The 16597-nt window shown below is 47.0% G+C and carries 12 protein-coding genes; 5 read left to right on the top strand and 7 right to left on the bottom strand.

The window, feature by feature from the left end:
* The first annotated feature begins 57 nt into the window (after positions 1-57).
* Positions 58-1071: a succinylglutamate desuccinylase/aspartoacylase family protein gene (locus L5M18_RS09875; RefSeq protein WP_028760658.1), complete on the top strand. Its 1014-nt coding sequence runs from the start codon at positions 58-60 to the stop codon at positions 1069-1071.
* A gap of 26 nt (positions 1072-1097) precedes the next feature.
* Here the strand turns inward: L5M18_RS09875 and L5M18_RS09870 are convergent, their stop codons facing one another.
* The gene (locus tag L5M18_RS09870; protein ID WP_263196776.1) at positions 1098-3125 is read right to left on the bottom strand and encodes a methyl-accepting chemotaxis protein; all 2028 of its coding nucleotides are present in this window, start codon (positions 3123-3125) and stop codon (positions 1098-1100) included.
* 208 nt (positions 3126-3333) lie between these two features.
* Here L5M18_RS09870 and L5M18_RS09865 point away from each other — a divergent pair, with 208 nt between their 5' ends.
* The 3 genes from L5M18_RS09865 to L5M18_RS09855 all read left to right on the top strand — a co-directional run bounded on the left by L5M18_RS09865 (position 3334) and on the right by L5M18_RS09855 (position 5244).
* Entirely contained in the window at positions 3334-3960 is a 627-nt protein-coding gene (locus L5M18_RS09865) for a fumarylacetoacetate hydrolase family protein (RefSeq protein ID WP_259510285.1), read from the top strand.
* Positions 3961-3983: 23 nt separating this feature from the next.
* Positions 3984-4595, top strand: a complete 612-nt coding sequence (locus tag L5M18_RS09860) for a Crp/Fnr family transcriptional regulator (RefSeq protein ID WP_263196773.1) — start codon at positions 3984-3986, stop codon at positions 4593-4595.
* A gap of 139 nt (positions 4596-4734) precedes the next feature.
* Positions 4735-5244: a YgjV family protein gene (locus tag L5M18_RS09855; protein ID WP_263196771.1), complete on the top strand. Its 510-nt coding sequence runs from the start codon at positions 4735-4737 to the stop codon at positions 5242-5244.
* A gap of 130 nt (positions 5245-5374) precedes the next feature.
* On the opposite strand, the gene L5M18_RS09850 is transcribed toward L5M18_RS09855, so the two are convergent.
* The 4 genes from L5M18_RS09850 to L5M18_RS09835 form a co-directional block, all read right to left on the bottom strand.
* Positions 5375-5617, bottom strand: a complete 243-nt coding sequence (locus tag L5M18_RS09850; RefSeq protein ID WP_006080930.1) for a hypothetical protein — start codon at positions 5615-5617, stop codon at positions 5375-5377.
* Between the two features lie 161 nt (positions 5618-5778).
* Positions 5779-8520 carry a family 20 glycosylhydrolase gene (locus L5M18_RS09845; protein ID WP_263196769.1) on the bottom strand — a complete coding sequence of 914 codons (2742 nt, stop codon included), beginning with the start codon at positions 8518-8520 and terminating at the stop codon, positions 5779-5781.
* A complete protein-coding gene (locus L5M18_RS09840) occupies positions 8517-9359 on the bottom strand; it encodes an ROK family protein (protein WP_263196767.1) in 843 nt (280 codons plus the stop codon). The genes L5M18_RS09845 and L5M18_RS09840 overlap by 4 nt, the downstream gene beginning before the upstream one ends.
* Positions 9356-10648, bottom strand: a complete 1293-nt coding sequence (locus L5M18_RS09835) for an MFS transporter (RefSeq protein WP_263196766.1) — start codon at positions 10646-10648, stop codon at positions 9356-9358. The genes L5M18_RS09840 and L5M18_RS09835 overlap by 4 nt, the downstream gene beginning before the upstream one ends.
* 467 nt (positions 10649-11115) lie before the next feature.
* Here L5M18_RS09835 and L5M18_RS09830 point away from each other — a divergent pair, with 467 nt between their 5' ends.
* Complete coding sequence (locus L5M18_RS09830) at positions 11116-12045, top strand: AraC family transcriptional regulator (RefSeq protein ID WP_263196764.1); 930 nt, start codon at positions 11116-11118, stop codon at positions 12043-12045.
* Between the two features lie 9 nt (positions 12046-12054).
* Here the strand turns inward: L5M18_RS09830 and L5M18_RS09825 are convergent, their stop codons facing one another.
* On the bottom strand, positions 12055-13605 hold the full coding sequence (locus L5M18_RS09825) for a tryptophan halogenase family protein (protein ID WP_263196763.1): 1551 nt from the start codon (positions 13603-13605) through the stop codon (positions 12055-12057).
* Positions 13606-13671: 66 nt separating this feature from the next.
* Positions 13672-16308, bottom strand: a complete 2637-nt coding sequence (locus L5M18_RS09820; RefSeq protein ID WP_263196762.1) for a TonB-dependent receptor — start codon at positions 16306-16308, stop codon at positions 13672-13674.
* Positions 16309-16597: the final 289 nt, after the last annotated feature.

Genomic DNA, 16597 nt, shown 5'->3' with positions numbered 1-16597 from the left:
TGCGGTAAACATGAGCCAACCGCGCGGGATAACATTTGATAGAACAAGGGAGTTGCCATGGTAAAAAGACGTGAAGCATTTGAATTAGCGGGAAAACGAGTCACAGCTGGGACGCAATTAGGGATCAAGCTGCCTGCCGCTAAGTTGTATACCGATACGCAACTCGATATTCATGTGGAAGTGTTTCACGGAGCCAAACCTGGCCCGACTTTACTGGTTTGTGCCGCCATTCATGGGGATGAACTCAATGGTATCGAAATTTGTCGGCGTTTATTAGCCAGAGTGAATCCCAAGAATCTGACGGGCACGTTAATTGTGGTGCCAATAGTGAATGTGTTTGGTTTTATTCAGCAATCCCGTTATTTACCCGATCGGCGCGATTTAAATCGTTGCTTTCCTGGTTCTAGTAAAGGGGCGCTCGCAAGCCGTTTAGCTAATCTGTTTGCCACTCAGTTATTAGTTCATGCAACCCATGTGATTGATTTACATACTGGGGCCGTCCATAGGGATAATTTGCCGCAAATTCGCTGTGATACTAATGATGAGACTATGCTCGCCATGGCGAATGCCTTTGGTGCGCCGCTTATTATGCATTCTAAAGCGCGCAGTGTTTCTATGCGAGGTTATGCTAATCAACAGGGCATTCCTTGTATTTTATATGAGGCTGGAGAGGCGTTACGTTTTAGCGAGTTGTCGATAAAATCTGGCCTCAAAGGTGTGCTCAATGTGATGCGCAGTTTAGATATGCTTAAAGGGCGAGTGAGTAACAAAGGCGCGAGTGTCAGTGCTATTCGCAGTTATTGGGTTCGCAGTGAATCCGATGGTTTAGTGAATATGAAGCTTAAACTTGGCCAGCGGGTGACTAAGGGTTATATCATTGCCCATATCGTTAGTCCCCACGGCGGTGACAGTGTGGCCATTCGCGCGCCAACCGACGGTATTATCATAGGAATAAGTAATATCCCTGTGACTAACGAAGGTGAGGGTATGTTTCATATCGCCCAGTTCGAAGGTGACGAAATTGAAATTGCCAACGAACAACTCGATGAATTCCTGATGGAATATGCCTAGAATCTAGAACCTAGGTCCCATCACCTCTACAGTTTAAACCGCTCCACTGAGCTGGTGAGTGAATGGGCAAGCAGAGTGACTTCGTTGCTGCGTTTGGCCATGTCCATGGCTTCATTGGCATTTTGGTCTGCAGATTGTGCCGCCTCACTCATGCTCGACTCAATCCGTTGGCTGTAATCTAACTGCTCGTGGGCGGCGTGGGTGATCTCTAGACTCATTTTATTGAGGGTATGTAAGGTGCTTTCTATGTGAGCGATAGCATCCTGCAGGGTTTGGCTTTGTCCGACACACTCATTTGCTTGATTTTGCCCCGTAGTAATTGCATCGGCTGCCGTGGACGTTTCTTTTTGCAGGGCCGTGATCATGGTTTGAATTTCGGCGGTGGCGGCTTGGGTGCGTGAGGCAAGTGATCGCACTTCATCGGCTACGACGGCAAAACCACGACCATGTTCCCCCGCTCTGGCGGCTTCAATGGCGGCGTTCAGTGCCAGCAAATTGGTTTGTTCGGCAATGCTGCTAATGGTGGTTAAAATGCTGCCAATATTATCGCTTTGAATGCTCAAGCGAGACATGACTTCAACTGAGCTACTTAAACGGGCGCTCAGTTCGGCAATTTTATTGCGATTATCATCGGCAATTTGCTTCACTTGATTACCGTATTTCGAGGCTTGACTGATTTGTCTCGCCGACTCACTGGCCTGTTCTGTCACTAGATTTGAGCTAGTAAACATCTGTTCTGCTAAGGCTTTCGTTTCATCGACTCGACTGATTTGCGCCGTTGCGGCATTGGCGATGCGCTGACCTTGCTCATTGGTTTGGGTGGCTGAGCTGTCCAATGAATGGGCATTTTGGCTGATATTGGTTAAGAGCTTGGCAAGATCGTCACTCAAGGTATTCATGTTATCAATTAGGGCGCCAAATTCATCATCATGGCGTTTGTGAATGCGTTTAGATAAATCCCCACGGGCGATGCTTGCGAGTGCGCCATTCACTAAGGCTAATGGATTGAGCATGGCCTTGGAGGTGAAGAAGGAAATAAAACTCACCATAACGATAAACACCAATGCGAGCACTATCGCTAAGGTTTGCCCTTGCTCAATGGCATTGCTAGCAATAGTTTGCAGGCTGCTAAATCGGCGATCGGCTAAGGTGATTAACTTGTCTAAGGCGAGATTATTCGCATTAAATTCTTTATCGGCATCGAGGTAATGTTGCTCGGCTTGAAGCTGCGCCTCAACCACGGCTTCTTGTGTTTTATAAAGCTCGGCAGGGGCTGCGAGTAAGGTATTGATAATCGCATATTGCTGTTCGAAGGTTTGCAGCAAGCCTAATGTATCAAGCCCATCAGTTTGTTGTTTTAAAAAGGTAAAGTTAGTGGTGAGGTTACCCAGTAAGATGCTGACATCTTGCTGGTGCGATTGGATCACCTCCAAACTTTGAGTGTGGATCAGCTCTCCCATAGTGTTGGTTAGCGTATACAACATGTCGTCGATACGCGTGCCTGTACCGACAATCTCTTCGAGCAGAGTGGGATTATCGGGGATGGACAGGGTTTCGAGATCGATCATCGCATTACTGGCGTTGGTCTTGGCATCGTTAAAGCGTTGGAAAAGTTGTTGGTATTGCTGCTTTGCTTGTTCATTGGCGAGTTTCGCACTAAACATGGCTTGGCTTTGTTGCAAATAGGCTTGGTATCTAGCCTGCGCCTCGTGCAGGGAAGTCTGCATCTTAGATTGATCTGCCACTCGCTCCGTTAACTCATTTTCGATACTTTGATATTTCTTCTGCAGCGCCGTAAACGCTTGCTGACTTTTGGTTAAGGCGGCGGTGTCTTGCTGGCTATGGGCCAAGGTGGCAAGGCGTGACATTTTTAATAGCACCAGTTGCAAGCTATTACTCTGCTTTTGCACCGGTACGGCTAAGGTTTCGATATTTTGATAGGCGGTTTGTACTTGGGAGAGTGAATAGTAGAAAAAGCTACTACCAGCGATGAGCAGCGCGCCGATGGCACTAAAGCTAAAAATGATTTTTTGTTTTATGGTAAGCGTCAACATAGTGCGAAAACCTCTTCTAGGACTGTCCCTGTAAAATGGGTTTATTAATGATTAGATCGCTGTTTTTATTGAAATATTAATTCAAGTGTAGCAGAGTTCGTCACAAGTAAAGTGAATTTTTCTATTGAGAGTTTAGCGCTAGTTAAGGTTAACTTCTTGGTTTGATTATTTAAAAATAATCTCAACCGTATCGTAAAAAGGATTAAAAATGAAATCAGTCGTGTTGGGTGAAAAGCGTATCGTACCGACAAAAATTGTCTGCATTGGACGTAATTATGTCGACCATATCCATGAGTTGGGCAATGACATACCCGACGACATGGTGGTGTTTTTAAAGCCCAATTCGGCGATGTCGACTGTGCTACTTTCTGAGCATCAAGGCGAAGCCTTGCACTATGAAACCGAGCTGTGTTTTATGTTTCAAGATGGCCGTTTTAGCAGCGTTGCCATTGGCTTAGATCTCACTAAACGTGATTTACAAAGCAAGTTAAAAGCCAAGGGATTGCCTTGGGAGCGGGCAAAGGCCTTCGATGGGGCCGCATTATTTAGCCCCTTTGTGGCGATTGATGATGCCGAGGCGCCGCTGCATTTTACTTTGAGTATCAACGATAACTTGGTGCAAGAGGGGCATATCGATTTAATGATCTACAAACCTCAGACCATATTGTCCGAGTTGCAAGCGTTTATCAGTCTCGATGAAGGCGATATTGTGATGACAGGCACCCCCAAGGGCGTGGGAGTGATTCCCGCTAAAAGTGTATTTAACGTCACGCTGAGCCGAGGTCTGCAAGCGAGTGCTGAACCCTTACTCGAATGGCAGTGGTTAAGTGTTTAGTGATAAATCGCTGAGTAGCTCGCATGATTGAACCTGATGACGTAAAAAAGACTGCTGTATTGCAGGTGCCAACTTGCCAGCCACTGCAACAATTTTTGCTTGAGTTAGGGGCGAGTCAAGGCGCTGTGGATCATTATTCGCCACAGTTCAATGCGTTTACTGCTAAGGCGGGAGAGGTGCTACTCGGCCAAGGTGAAGCGCAGTCACAGGCGTATTTTGTTGTGGATGGTATAGTGCGCGCTTGCCATTATACTCAGGAGGGCACAGAGCGCTGTAAGGAGTTTTATTTCGAGGGTGAATTGTGTTTTTTGTATGTCAGTTGGCTTAAGCAAATTCCCGCTCGTTACCAATTAGAAGCCTTAAGCGCCTGTAAACTTATCCAAATGCCACTATCCCTATTGGATGATACTTCGCTGCAGTCAGTGCAACTTGGGTTACTTAAACAGCAATTATTGTATAAAGAACAAAAGGAAGCCTTTTTACTGCTGCACACACCTGAGCAACGTTATCTGTATTTACGCGAACATTCACCACTTTGGCTTGAGCGGTTAAGCCAAGGTCAGCTAGCTAATTATATTGGCATTACGGCAATCAGTTTGTCGCGTATGCGTAGACGACTTCAAGACTCTCTTTAACGGTTTTTGCTCCCAGTTAACTTAAGTTAATGCGCTAAAGCGCGATTCCCATGATGCTGCGCCTTAAGTTGCGCTCTCAAGTCTACAAAGCTTTCAATCAGAGTGCGCATTATTACTTAAAGCGAAGGAGCTTAATAAGTTGACTGCGTTTACTTTGTCTCAAATTTTGGTGGCGATAGCCATTATCTTCGATCTGATTTCGTTTCAATTTAAGGCGCGGGAGCGGATAGTCGCCTGCCTTTTTGTGTCTGGCATCTTGATTTCAATTCATTTTTGTTTGCTGGAGCAATGGACTGCCGCAGGCTTAATGGGCATAGCCACAGTGCGTTATCTCACCAGTATTTTTACCACCTCAAAAGTAGCTCTATGGTGTTTCTCTATTGCTGCACTTGTGATGAGCATTGTGACCTTCAATGGGGTAACGACAGTGATCAGTTGTATAGGTACCTTGTTTCAAACCCGCGCCGCATTCTGTCAAAGGGATAAAGATCTCAGACTGCTTATGATAGTCGGAACCAGTTTTTGGCTCGTTCACAATGCCTTAGTGGGATCGCCCGTGGCAGTGTTAATGGAGGTACTCTTTATTGGCAGTAATTTGGTGGGCTATTATCGACACTATTTTCGTGGGCGGCTTAAGCAACTGCCGTGATCAGTTCAAATAATCTCATTGATAATTAGAAAGATATTTACTTTATAACGGCTAATCACAGGGGACTGTTGTAATCGTCGCTTGGCCGTCGATGTGAGGCTAATGCCAGTGTGGGTTGGCTCTGGAATGATTAGAGTCCCGCGACGGCTTCCATATCGAGTTCGATATCTGTGCAGCCTTTAGCACAGTAAATTCCTGCGGCTTGTTCTGCCTTTGCCTGCTCAGGCAATATGACTTTAAGTGTCTGTTTACAGCTAGGACATTGCACTGGCTTACCTTTAAATACCCGTTTAATCAGATTTTTCTGTTCATTAAACGAGGTCGCTGTGGTTTGGTTTAACACGGCAAAGGGGCTAGTAGAAGCAGTTGTCATCGGTTGGCAGATCCTTAGGCTTGATAAAGTATTATCACGAGAGTGTCATCGCGAATAGCGAGATTATAGCCTGAGTTGCGCTGTTATTGAAAAGCCTCAATGTAAGCTCATGCTTAACCCATCGACCATCACGTGTGATGGTCGACTTCTGTGAGTAATGATTAGAGGTGATTTTGCCAAGTCGATGGGCGAGAGTAACGTGCGCCATCTTTGACTCTAGCGCGGATGTGTTTGACATCATTAAGCTTGAAAGCTTGGCGGTAGCTTAGCCAAGGTCCTGAGTCGAGTTGGTATTCCAGCTCGGCATTGGGATATAAGCTATTGAGCACTAACAGCTGATTTTCAACAAGAATCCCAGGTGGTGCTATGCGGTAGAAAACTCCCGCTTTTGCTAACTTAGGCTGCACTTTATTGGCGTACACAGCGGCGAAAGTTTGCCAATCCTGTTTGAGCACTTGCTCGGCTTGGCCATTGAGTTGGCTGGCAAAATGTTGAGTCTGTTGGCTATAGATTTTACCTTGATAATCATAGGCTAATTCCCACGGTGCCTTGTGCCATGCCCGTTCTGCAAGGGCTATCATGCGCGGGAATAGCATGTATTCTGCTTGCTCATCCGATTGCACCATTTCGCTCCAAAGATGCCCCTGTAAGCCGTAAAAACCGTGTCCCGGCTTGAGCTGGCTGTGGCTGTCGTCCGCGATAAATGGCTGATTTAAACTATTGCGCCAGCGCTCGGCATGGGCGGGCAGGTTGTCGGGCATAAAGCTAAACACCTTAAAACTGTCTATTGCCCTCGAGGCCCAATGATTGCCGCGCTCATCTGGATGGCTAGCATAGGGGAAATCAAAATAGGTGACTTCTGGCGTTGAAATCACCACCTTCCAGCCTAAATTGGCTTGCTTATGGGCGATTTGATGACCGTTATCCGAAATCAGCGACCAAGCATTAGATTGCACTTGGGCGGGCATGTTTTCGGGGCGAACTTCACCCATGCCATCATTCCAACCTGCGGCAATAATCCCTTTATCTGCCAGCATATTAGCGACGCGCTCGATAAAGTAACCATTGAGCGAATGCAGTCCGGCTAACTCATCGGTTTTTTGTTGCTTCATTGCGATACACGCTGGAGATTCGACCCAAGCGCCCGCGGTTTCATCGGCACCTATGTGGTAATGCACTAAGGGAACGCCTACGGCTTGGTGCATCTTTTTAACTTCATCAATCACAGTATCGATAAAGTGGTAGGTGCTCGCCAAGCACACATTGAGTGTATTGTCGTGATAATACTGAATCGACGAATATTGGGTTTTATCTGCAAATTCAGTCAGTAAAAACTCCTCCGCCTTAGCTTTATCTCCTTTTGCTAGGTAATGGTGATAACGCGCCTCCATGGATTTTATTGCGGCGCGTGAATGCCCCGGCATGTCCAGTGAAGGGATCACTTCGATATGGTGAGCATCAGCCAGTTGTAATATTGCTTGGTATTGCGCCACGGTTAAGTAGCCATCGACGGGGTTTACGTCCGCTATGCCACTGCCCAGTTGTGGCAATAAACAGCTTTGCTCGGTTAAATCGAAACAACGTTTTGCACCCACATCGGTCAGTTCAGGTAAGCCGGGTATGGCTAAACGCCAGCCTTCATCGTCGGCTAAGTGCAAATGCAGCTTATTGATTTTATAGGCGGCGAGCTGTGGAATAATGCGTTTGATAAAATCGAGCGAGTGGAAGTTACGGGCTAAATCGATGTGCAGGCCGCGAAAGGCGTAGCGAGGCTGGTCTTGGATCTCGATGGCGACCAGTTGATCGTCACTTAAACTGATCAGCCCAGCTAGGCTTTGTATGCCATAGAAGAGTCCCGCTTCACTGCTCGCTCGAATACTGATTTGCTCGGCCGTTATGGTTAACCGATAGGCTTCGCTGTTTTTAATTTCACTATCATGGGCTTCAGTGCTGGCGACTTTAGGAGCTTGAGTATCGAGTTGCAATAACAGCGGCGTGCCTTTGTCCTTGGCCGAAAAGCCTAAAGAATCGAGGTAATCCAACGCCGCCTGCCGGCCCTTAAAATCGACAGTTGCAGCCGCGAGTCGATAACCTTTAGCAAGGGATAAAGGCGCCGAGTTTAGGCTTTGGCTATGAAGTGGCGTGGGGATAAGTTTGCCGCTAATGTCAGGTGCTTTGTCTGCGGCTAAGGCTTGATATTGCTCGGCTAAATACTGGCCATCGGCAAAGGGGGTTGCATCGTTTTTTGCCAGTAAGAATTGTTTCTCGGCATTAAAAGGCGCCAGGTAGTCTTGCTCGGCTAAACCCGTTTCTGGATCTCGCCTTGTTTGAGTGCTCTTTATTACCTGCGCCTTATAGCCCATAGCGACAAAGAAGTTTGGCATAAACTCGGAACGGGTGATTTGGCTGCCTTTGCTATAAAACTCAATACGATAAACTTGATTGGCGACGAAACCCTTAAAACTGGCTTTAGGAGTGATTTTGTGTAAATCGCCATTGATATGTTCAATGTTAAAGTCACCCGCATCGACAAAATAAACGGGCGATAGTTGGCTGAAATAAATTTGCCAATCGCCATGATTTAGCTCTTCGTTGGATAACTTGTCGTTGGATAGCTGAGTGGGCAGGGTTAGCTCAATGGCAGAGCGATAGCATTGGGTTTCTTTAGCGGGACAGGTTTCAAGATAACTGGCGGTTAACTGATAACTTAGCTGAAGTTTATCGGCCAATTGATTAAGTGCGACATGATTTGCCTCCTGCACGGCGTTGGCGGCCTGTACCGATGGCATAATAAATATTGAAAGCACTGGCCCCAAGGGAAGCACTGCCATTATGCCGCTGACTAAGGCCGTCTTAATCCTCTGCCACTTTATTTTACCTTTCCCTTTCGTTAGTCCTTTCACTTAACTGAGTCCTTTTGTTGTAAAAACCACTGCGCCGCACCTATGAGTGCTGCATTGTGATGTTGACTGGCTGAAATCGTCAAGTCCGCCAGTTGCGGGCCATAGACTAAGCTCTGCAATTTTTGTTTAAGCGCCTCAATAAAAAAGGGAAAGCTTTGACTGACTGAGCCGCCAAGGATGATATCTTTGGGATCGTATACCAGTAAGGTTTGGGCGATCATGTGCGCCAAGTGTTCACCAAAATGGACGAAGGCTTGCAGCGCTTGGCTGTCACCTTCACAGGCTTTTTGGTACAAATGCTCGCCACTCATCTGGTGATGAACGGTGAAGTATTGCCCCGAGCAGTAGTGCTCAATAATGCCATCGCGATAACTCAAACTGCCGATTTCACCTGCGGCGCAATGTTTACCCGAATACAGCTGACCATTAAAAATCACCCCAGCGCCCACGCCTGTGCCTAAGGTAATCCCGAGCATGTCTTGATTGCTGTTGAGCACAGCTTCGCCAAGGGCAAAGAGGTTAGCGTCGTTATTCACAACAACATCCATTTCAAAGGTATTTTGCAGCTGCTGGGCTAACTGCGTTGCCGTCAGCGCAGGGATGTTGAGCACTTCGAGTAAAGTGCCGCTCTGCATATCCACCATACCGGGTATCCCGATGGAAATACCACAGGTTTCAGGCGTGAGGTGACTGTGGATACAGGTCACGAGGAAATCGAATAATTGTTCAAAGTTGCCATCGGCGGGAACAGGATACCGCCAAGTGTCGAGTAAGGTTTTACCTTCCACCTGTGCCAACATCAGTTTAGTTCCCCCAAGATCTAAACATAGGACGCTCATAATAGCTTGTTGCCTCTCGTGTTGTTTGTTGCCATCGGCTCGTCATTCTTTGAGGCCGCTTTTGTTGAAAATAGGGTGGTGTTTTTAATCAAGGGGCGAGCCGTTAGGGCCACATAACCTATGTAAGCCATAGGGATTAACAGCACTAACATCCCGAGCCGTAATTCGCCGGATAGCTCGCTGATAACACCAATGATCGGCGAGATAAACGCGCCGCCGATGATGCCAGTACAGAGAATGCCGGCGAATGATCCATGATCTTGAGTGCGCGAATTGAGCGCCAGCGAGAAGATCACCGACCACATGATAGAAATGAAAAAGCCAACCAATGGGAAACAAATTAATGCTAGTTGGCTCGGTCCCCATATCGCCACCAGAAAACATACCAGTGAACTAAGGGAAAAACTGAGCAGCAAGATCTGACTGTCGATAAGTTTAAGTAGCAGTAAACCGAGTAGGCAGCCGAGCGTCATGTAAAACCAAAAATCGCTAACCACATTGGCGCCGACACTTAAGGTGTCAAGACCATGATATTGCAGCAAAAAGACTGAGATACTGTTAGCGAGCCCTTGCTCAAGCGCAACGTAGGCGGCGATAGCGAAGAAGAATTTCAAAACGGTTTTATCTTTGAAAAGGCGTAAATGGGTCTCGAGGGCACCTGCCGACTCATCTGCCAGTTTATTCACTTTGGGCATCTTCACTAGGCTGGCAAAGAGCACCATGGCGAGCGCGACCACGGCGAATAACCAATACATGGCGAGCCAACTCATGTTCTCGGGCAATAGCTGTTGCACATAGTTGGCTGATGCAACACTGGCTTGATCTAAGGCGACAAAATGCTGATACACCAGCGGCGCTAAGGTCGCGGCGCCGCCAAAGGCAAGTTGGGCCAGTACGGAGAAAAAGGCAAAATGCTCTGGCCCCGCAGCTTGTCGCAATAAGGGATTCACTGCTACCTGCAATAAACTCATGCCAGTGCCAATACAAAACAGGCTAAACATGGCGATGCTAAAGGTGGGCAGACACACAAAAGTCACGGCGCCGATAAACGCCAGGCTAAAGGCTAAGATGATCACCCGCTTTTCACCGTACTTGTCCACCAAAATCCCCGCAGGAATCGATGTCACGCCGTAGGCGATAAAAAACGCAAAGGGAAATAACCCCGCCAACGTCAGGCCGATAGCATAACTGTCAATTAACGCAGGGAAAATCGGCCCCATGCTGTTGGTCATCAAGGAAATCACAAAGAAAGTGCAGAGAACAAACAGAATGATGAGTTTGTGTTTCATGTGCTTAGCCAATTGAATTAAGTGAAATTCATTGTGGCTTGACGCTCGCCTTGGTGGTGATACGAATGGTGCCTCTGTCGATACTTTTCTCACATAGTCAAATCGTGTTTGCGCTGATTGACTTCAGGTGCAGTTAATACGGGCGCTAGATAGTGTGTTGCAAGCAGTACATCGCTGCTGCTGATAACCTGTGTACTTGTAAAATAGTTACCTTTAATTAACATTGGATAGAATAGTATCGAAGTGGCGGATTTTAGTATCACTGCAAGGCTGGCTTGCTATAGACAATAGTGCGCGAAGGCACAGCGATTTCGCCGCGCTGATAGGTCAAAGCTGGTATTAAAAATAAGGTCTAAGTAATTGAATAATTTAACAGGTTGGCATAACAGCTAGTTTTAATGAATGGCGTTGAACTATAAGAGCTGATTGAAGCTTAGGTAAAGGAATGAGCAATGGGAGTTTAATGGATGAAACCTCTGTGTGAAAAAGTGATCCCCGATGAAAACAGTTCTTGGCGTTACTTTCGTTATGAATGGGAGCACATGGATCTCAACTGGCATTATCACCCCGAGTATGAAATCTGCTTAACCCTCAACAGTTATGGTATGCGTTATGTGGGCGATCATATTGCCCGTTATGGCGATTATGATTTAGTGATCATCGGCCCAGATATGCCTCACGGTTGGCAATCCGAGGCTAACCTTGGTGTTTTAACTGACGAGATATCAAATGGCAACGCGCTAAAAGACGACACTTCGAATGCGAGAGTGCAGGAAGTTGTTTATGTGGCACAAATTCCAGCGGTCTGGCTACACCAAATTGTGAATGAGCAACGTGAGTTAGCGTCTTTGCATTCACTTTTGACCCATGCCAAACGAGGTGTGTTGTTTAGTGAGGAAACGGCGCGTAAGGCCCATAGTGTGTTTATCGCGATGGAGACGGCCAATCCTTTTAGACGCTATATTTTGTTATTGGAATTATTAGCGTTATTACAACAGGATAGTCAGCAAGAACTCTTGTCGAGCACCTTGTTTACCCACGGTAGTAAACTCGACTTTACCGTGAAAAAGCTCGATAAAGTGATTGAGCATATTTATGACAATTACACTCAGGCCTTGTCGGCACAGGATTTGGCAAAGTTGGCGCATATGAGCACCAATCATTTCCATCGCTTCTTTAAAAAACGCACCGAGAAAACCTTAACTGAGTTTATCAACCAACTCAGGATCGCTAAGGCGTGCAAGTTATTACTCTCGAACCAGAGCCCGATTTCAACCATCAGCGATCAGTGTGGTTTCAACAATTTATCCAATTTTAATCGGCGCTTTATTCAATTTAAAGGTGTCACGCCGAGTCGTTTTCGTCAGTGCTTTAGCAGTAAACAAAGGGCAATTTAACCATTCTTATCACGGATGCTTAGGTTGAAAATACTGCTCCACTAAGGTTTGGCTGTAGCGTATCGCTTGCGCCGTGATCTCCGCTGAAATCGGCTCAAATGGGCGCTTCAGTTTTGGGTCGCGGTAATCCATTCCCGCTAACAGCGCATACCAAGAAGGGCGAAAGTAGGCGAGTTGCTGATCGTATTGGTAAAGCAGTAAATCAAAGTCTTCCCCTTGATACCAAGCTTGCAATAGTTGCGTCAGCCTTCGGGAAATGGTGACTTTTCTCGCCGCCAACCAATAGGGTTCGCTGCGCTGGCTGGTGACATAATGGGCCTGAATATAATCCTTTATGCCGAGCACTAACTGCATGACCGCCTGATTGAGTGTTTGTCGACTTAAGGTCTCTGCCTGCTTATTCAATTGATAGCGCTCGAATAACGACATAAATTTTTCAAGGGTAAATTGGGTCATCATGATGGACGTGGCTTCGAGTGGTTCGATAAAACTTTGCGCGAGTCCTATCGCCAACACATTGTTGTGCCAAGCCTTGTCACTGACACCGACCCGCATCTTGAGAAACCGTACTTGGGTTGATTCAGGCAGATCAACACTGTGCAATAATTCTTTGGCCGCGGCATTGGCACTGAGGTGGCGACTGCTATAAACATAGCCATTGCCAAGCCTGTGGGTGAGTGGGATTTGCCATAGCCAGCCCGCACTGAGCGCCGTTGCGCGGGTATGGTACTTGGCTTGCTGTGCTTGGGTTTGCAATGCATGGTTTTGTAGATCATGGGTTTGCTGTGTTTGAGTGGAGTCCATTAATGCTGGTACAGGAGCAGTGACGGCGCTGTCGTTGAGCAGTTCATTGGCGAAGGATTGAAAGGGTACGCCTAGGGTTTTATGAATTAACTTAGCGCTAAAACCGCTGGCATCGATTAAAAAGTCGGCGTTAAGTCGTTCGCCATTCGCCAGCATTAAGGCGTCTATATGTTGGTTTTGGGTTGTTGAAACTTCAATGACATCGCCGATGAGGTGTTTTACGCCGCGTTGGCAAGCGTATTCTTTTAAGTAGTTGGCCAGTTCAGTGGCATCGAAGTGATAGCCATATTCGTTAGCGTAGGGCAACGCTTTATTCGGCCTTGGGCTGAGATTGCGTTTCGCCAGTACGCCGCTGGAGAAAAACGCATCGGGTTTTACTGCACTGCCATGACCGCGGCGTCTTGCATTGGCGTTGATAAAGAAAACTTCAGCGGGTTTCACATCCATTTGGCAATAGAAGGGGTGAAAGTATTGCTGCCCGTCGCCATTCCAATTGATGAAATCGATGCCGGTTTTATAGCTGGCGTGGCATTGTTCCATCCAATCTTTTTCGCTAATGCCTAAGTTGTCCATAAAGCGTTTTAAGTGTGGCGTTGAACCTTCACCAACGCCTATGGTGCCTATGTTGTCCGATTCCACTAAACAGAGCTCAATGGCGGCAAATACGGGGTTATTCGCGAGGGCTGCCGCTGCCATCCAACCTGCGGTTCCACCCCCTAAGATAATGATTTTTCTGATTGCTTGCTTCACTTTCATGGTTTATACCTCTGCATTATCAACGCAAAAAGCCGACCCTAAGGTCGGCTATGCTGTGACTCAAGTTTAGAATTTGTAGCTGGCACCGACGAAATAACGTGAACCAAATTCGATGGTGTTTTGGGTTAATCCGTATTTAACATCATAGGATTGCACCACTTCATTGGTTAAGTTAACCCCTTCGAGTGAGATATCTAAGTTCTCCATTGCATGCCAAATAATCGAGGCATCCACTTGTTGATAGCTGTCGTTTAACACGTTTTGAATATTACCTACGCCTAAGTATTCTGAACGCCAGTTATAGGCGATACGGGCGCTGAACAGATCATCTTCGTAGAAGAGTGAACCGTTGAAAGAGTTCTCTGACACGCCTTCAATCATCTGCTCTGTGCCATCGGGGCGAGTGCTTTTACTGTCAACATAGGTGTAGTTGGTTAAGAAGCCAAAACCGCTTTCAAAGTTATGTTGTAGCTGGATTTCAAGCCCAGTCACTGAGCCGCTACCGCCGTTGGCTGGGGCTGTGACACGGCATTTATCCCACTCGGATTCTGACGCGCCACAACCTTCAATGTACTGAGTCGACTCAGTGACAAACACTACGTTATCAATATCTTTGTAGAACAATGCTGCCGACAGCATAGAAGATTCAGTGAAGTACCATTCGATGCCAAGGTCAGCTTGATTCGCCTTATAGGGTTTTAAATTGGGATTACCGCCGGTCGCAGTACCAAAGTTTTTCGCTATGGCTAAACCGGGTTTGAGGTCGCTGTAATTGTTACGCGCCATCACGGCAGAGGCCGAGGCACGTAGGATTAGATCTTCTTGTAGATCGAAGGCGACGTTGATACTCGGTAACCAATTATCGTAATTAACGGATTCATTGTAGGGCTTGCCATCGGCAAAACCGGTTGAGGTTTGGTTTGTGTTAACGTAACGCAAACCAAAGTTACCACGATAGAATTCGCCGCTGAAATCCGCTTGGGCGTACAGGGCCAACATATCCTCTTCGACAGTGAAGGTGTTACCGAGATCGGCGACTTCCACTAACTCGCCATTGGCGTATTTCTCGCTGATAAACGCCCACCATTTGTCTTCATCTAACTTGGCATAGGAGTCGAGCACATTGCCACCGCTCTGGGAATGCAGGCCAGACAGTACGCCATCGCTCCAGTTGGCTAGGTTGCCATTAGGCACGAAACCTAGGATTTCTGCGGGGTTACGGTTGAAGGCATTACGCTCGAAATCACTGGTGTTGTACTTAATCCCGACCGCAATTTTATTAATAAAATCATGATCGAGTTGATATTCGAAGTCAGACTGGGCGTAGGTGACTTTATGATCTTGCACTGTGGTTTCGTAGTTGGCTTCCTGCGCATGCTTGAACTGGCTAGCATCGTTGGCATCTAGGCTCGTCAGCACCACTTGATAGGGACCTGTGGCATCGTAACTAAAGCCACCATCGACACTGCCTTGGCCATTAGGGAAGGCGGGATCGCCAATTTTGCCGCCTTGATCCGTCGCAGGGATCCACCAAGAAGATGAGCCGCCTTGGGTGCCGCCATCTGAGGTCGATTGGCCAATGACGCCGCTAAGGGTGAAACTGTCCCCGACGTATTTTCCGGTTAAGTTGAGTACGTCAGACTTCATATTAACCGCGTGGCGTACCACAGGGTTATAAATAATCGACGCATACGCTGGCAGAATTGTTGCCGATGCTGTGCCGCCTTGGGCGTTATTTACTACGTTGGTGGAGCCCGAACCGCGGGCGCCAACGGTTAAGAAGTTATGGTTTACGTGGGGGATATCGAGTTCAAAATTAAAGTAATCTAAAGTGAACTCTGTTTTTTCAGTCGGTGCAAATTGCAGTGTAACTTGGGCACTGGTCCGTTCACGTTCGGCCCTAAATGCTTGTGAGCCAATCCCCCATGCTCCTACAGTTGATTCTTGGTTTTGTGCAGGATCAGCGGCAAAGTACTCATAGTAACCGCTGAGCGATTCTAATACATGCCGACCACTGGTGAGTTTTTCTACTGAGTAAGCGCCTAAAATACCAAATTTTTCATCATCATTTTTCCAGCTTCCGACGAAAGATCCACTCGGATCTGTTTCATCGTACAGGCTGCTTTGGCTCAACTCACCCGCCACTTGATAAGTGTGAGCATCGAGATCTAAGGGCTTACGGGTTTTGAGATCGACAGTGCCGCCCAGCGCACCTTCTTCAAGGCTAGCGGTTGGCGTTTTGTGGACTTCAACCGCACTGACTTGCTCGGCTGACAATAATTCCATGTTGAAGGTTCGAGTGGCAGGACCAAGATCATACCAAGAGGTGCTCGCAACGGTTTGACCGTTCAGCAAAATACGACTCTGTTCTGGCGCTGTACCACGAATGGTGACCCCACTCACTTCACCGTATTGCCTATCGACCGTCACCCCAGAAATTCGCTGCAGCGCATCACCGATATTTTTATCGGGAAACTTACCGATATCTTCCGAGGTGATAGCATCGACCGTGGAGTCGGCGAAGCGTTTGGTATTCATTGAGGCTTCAATCGAGCGACGTATGCCGCGTACTTGGATTACCTCAATATTTTCTGCTGTTGCCTCTTGTTGCTCCGCCGCGACTGCGGTTGAGCTCATCCCGAACAAGGCGTTAGCGATACATAATGCGAGCAAAGAGCTCTTAAATAGTTGACCTTCTGACATGTTATTGCATCCCTGTAGTGCTTTTATGTTGTTTTTTTCTCCAGTTAACTTACCTGTTATCGAATTGTTGATGCGGTACTTTTCACACTAGGATTGGTATTTTTCTATTGTCTTTGAAGGGGATGGTTAACTGGGTGCAAAGGCAGGATTTATCGACTTAGCGTAGAAAAGTATGGCTTGTTGCTAGGATGGTATAACTAATGCCGGCGGGATTACTCACTATAGATAAGCTAAACGGATGAGTGAACTCGCTGTCTACAGGTTATGAATTAACCAGTGCGTAAAGAGA

Origin of the sequence: Shewanella sp. SM20, assembly GCF_025654545.1 — a bacterium.
GTDB lineage: Bacteria > Pseudomonadota > Gammaproteobacteria > Enterobacterales > Shewanellaceae > Shewanella > Shewanella oncorhynchi.
The sequence above is the reverse complement of the archived record's forward strand: the minus strand, read 5'-3'. Positions and strand labels throughout refer to the sequence as shown.

What these genes read in the sequence shown, in the direction of transcription:
- L5M18_RS09830 (WP_263196764.1), top strand. Translation starts at nt 11,116, where the DNA reads ATGAAACCTCTGTGTGAAAAAGTGATCCCCGATGAAAACAGTTCTTGG.
- L5M18_RS09850 (WP_006080930.1), bottom strand. Translation starts at nt 5,617, where the DNA reads ATGACAACTGCTTCTACTAGCCCCTTTGCCGTGTTAAACCAAACCACA.
- L5M18_RS09820 (WP_263196762.1), bottom strand. Translation starts at nt 16,308, where the DNA reads ATGTCAGAAGGTCAACTATTTAAGAGCTCTTTGCTCGCATTATGTATC.
- L5M18_RS09835 (WP_263196766.1), bottom strand. Translation starts at nt 10,648, where the DNA reads ATGAAACACAAACTCATCATTCTGTTTGTTCTCTGCACTTTCTTTGTG.
- L5M18_RS09825 (WP_263196763.1), bottom strand. Translation starts at nt 13,605, where the DNA reads ATGAAAGTGAAGCAAGCAATCAGAAAAATCATTATCTTAGGGGGTGGA.
- L5M18_RS09870 (WP_263196776.1), bottom strand. Translation starts at nt 3,125, where the DNA reads ATGTTGACGCTTACCATAAAACAAAAAATCATTTTTAGCTTTAGTGCC.
- L5M18_RS09865 (WP_259510285.1), top strand. Translation starts at nt 3,334, where the DNA reads ATGAAATCAGTCGTGTTGGGTGAAAAGCGTATCGTACCGACAAAAATT.
- L5M18_RS09875 (WP_028760658.1), top strand. Translation starts at nt 58, where the DNA reads ATGGTAAAAAGACGTGAAGCATTTGAATTAGCGGGAAAACGAGTCACA.
- L5M18_RS09840 (WP_263196767.1), bottom strand. Translation starts at nt 9,359, where the DNA reads ATGAGCGTCCTATGTTTAGATCTTGGGGGAACTAAACTGATGTTGGCA.
- L5M18_RS09860 (WP_263196773.1), top strand. Translation starts at nt 3,984, where the DNA reads ATGATTGAACCTGATGACGTAAAAAAGACTGCTGTATTGCAGGTGCCA.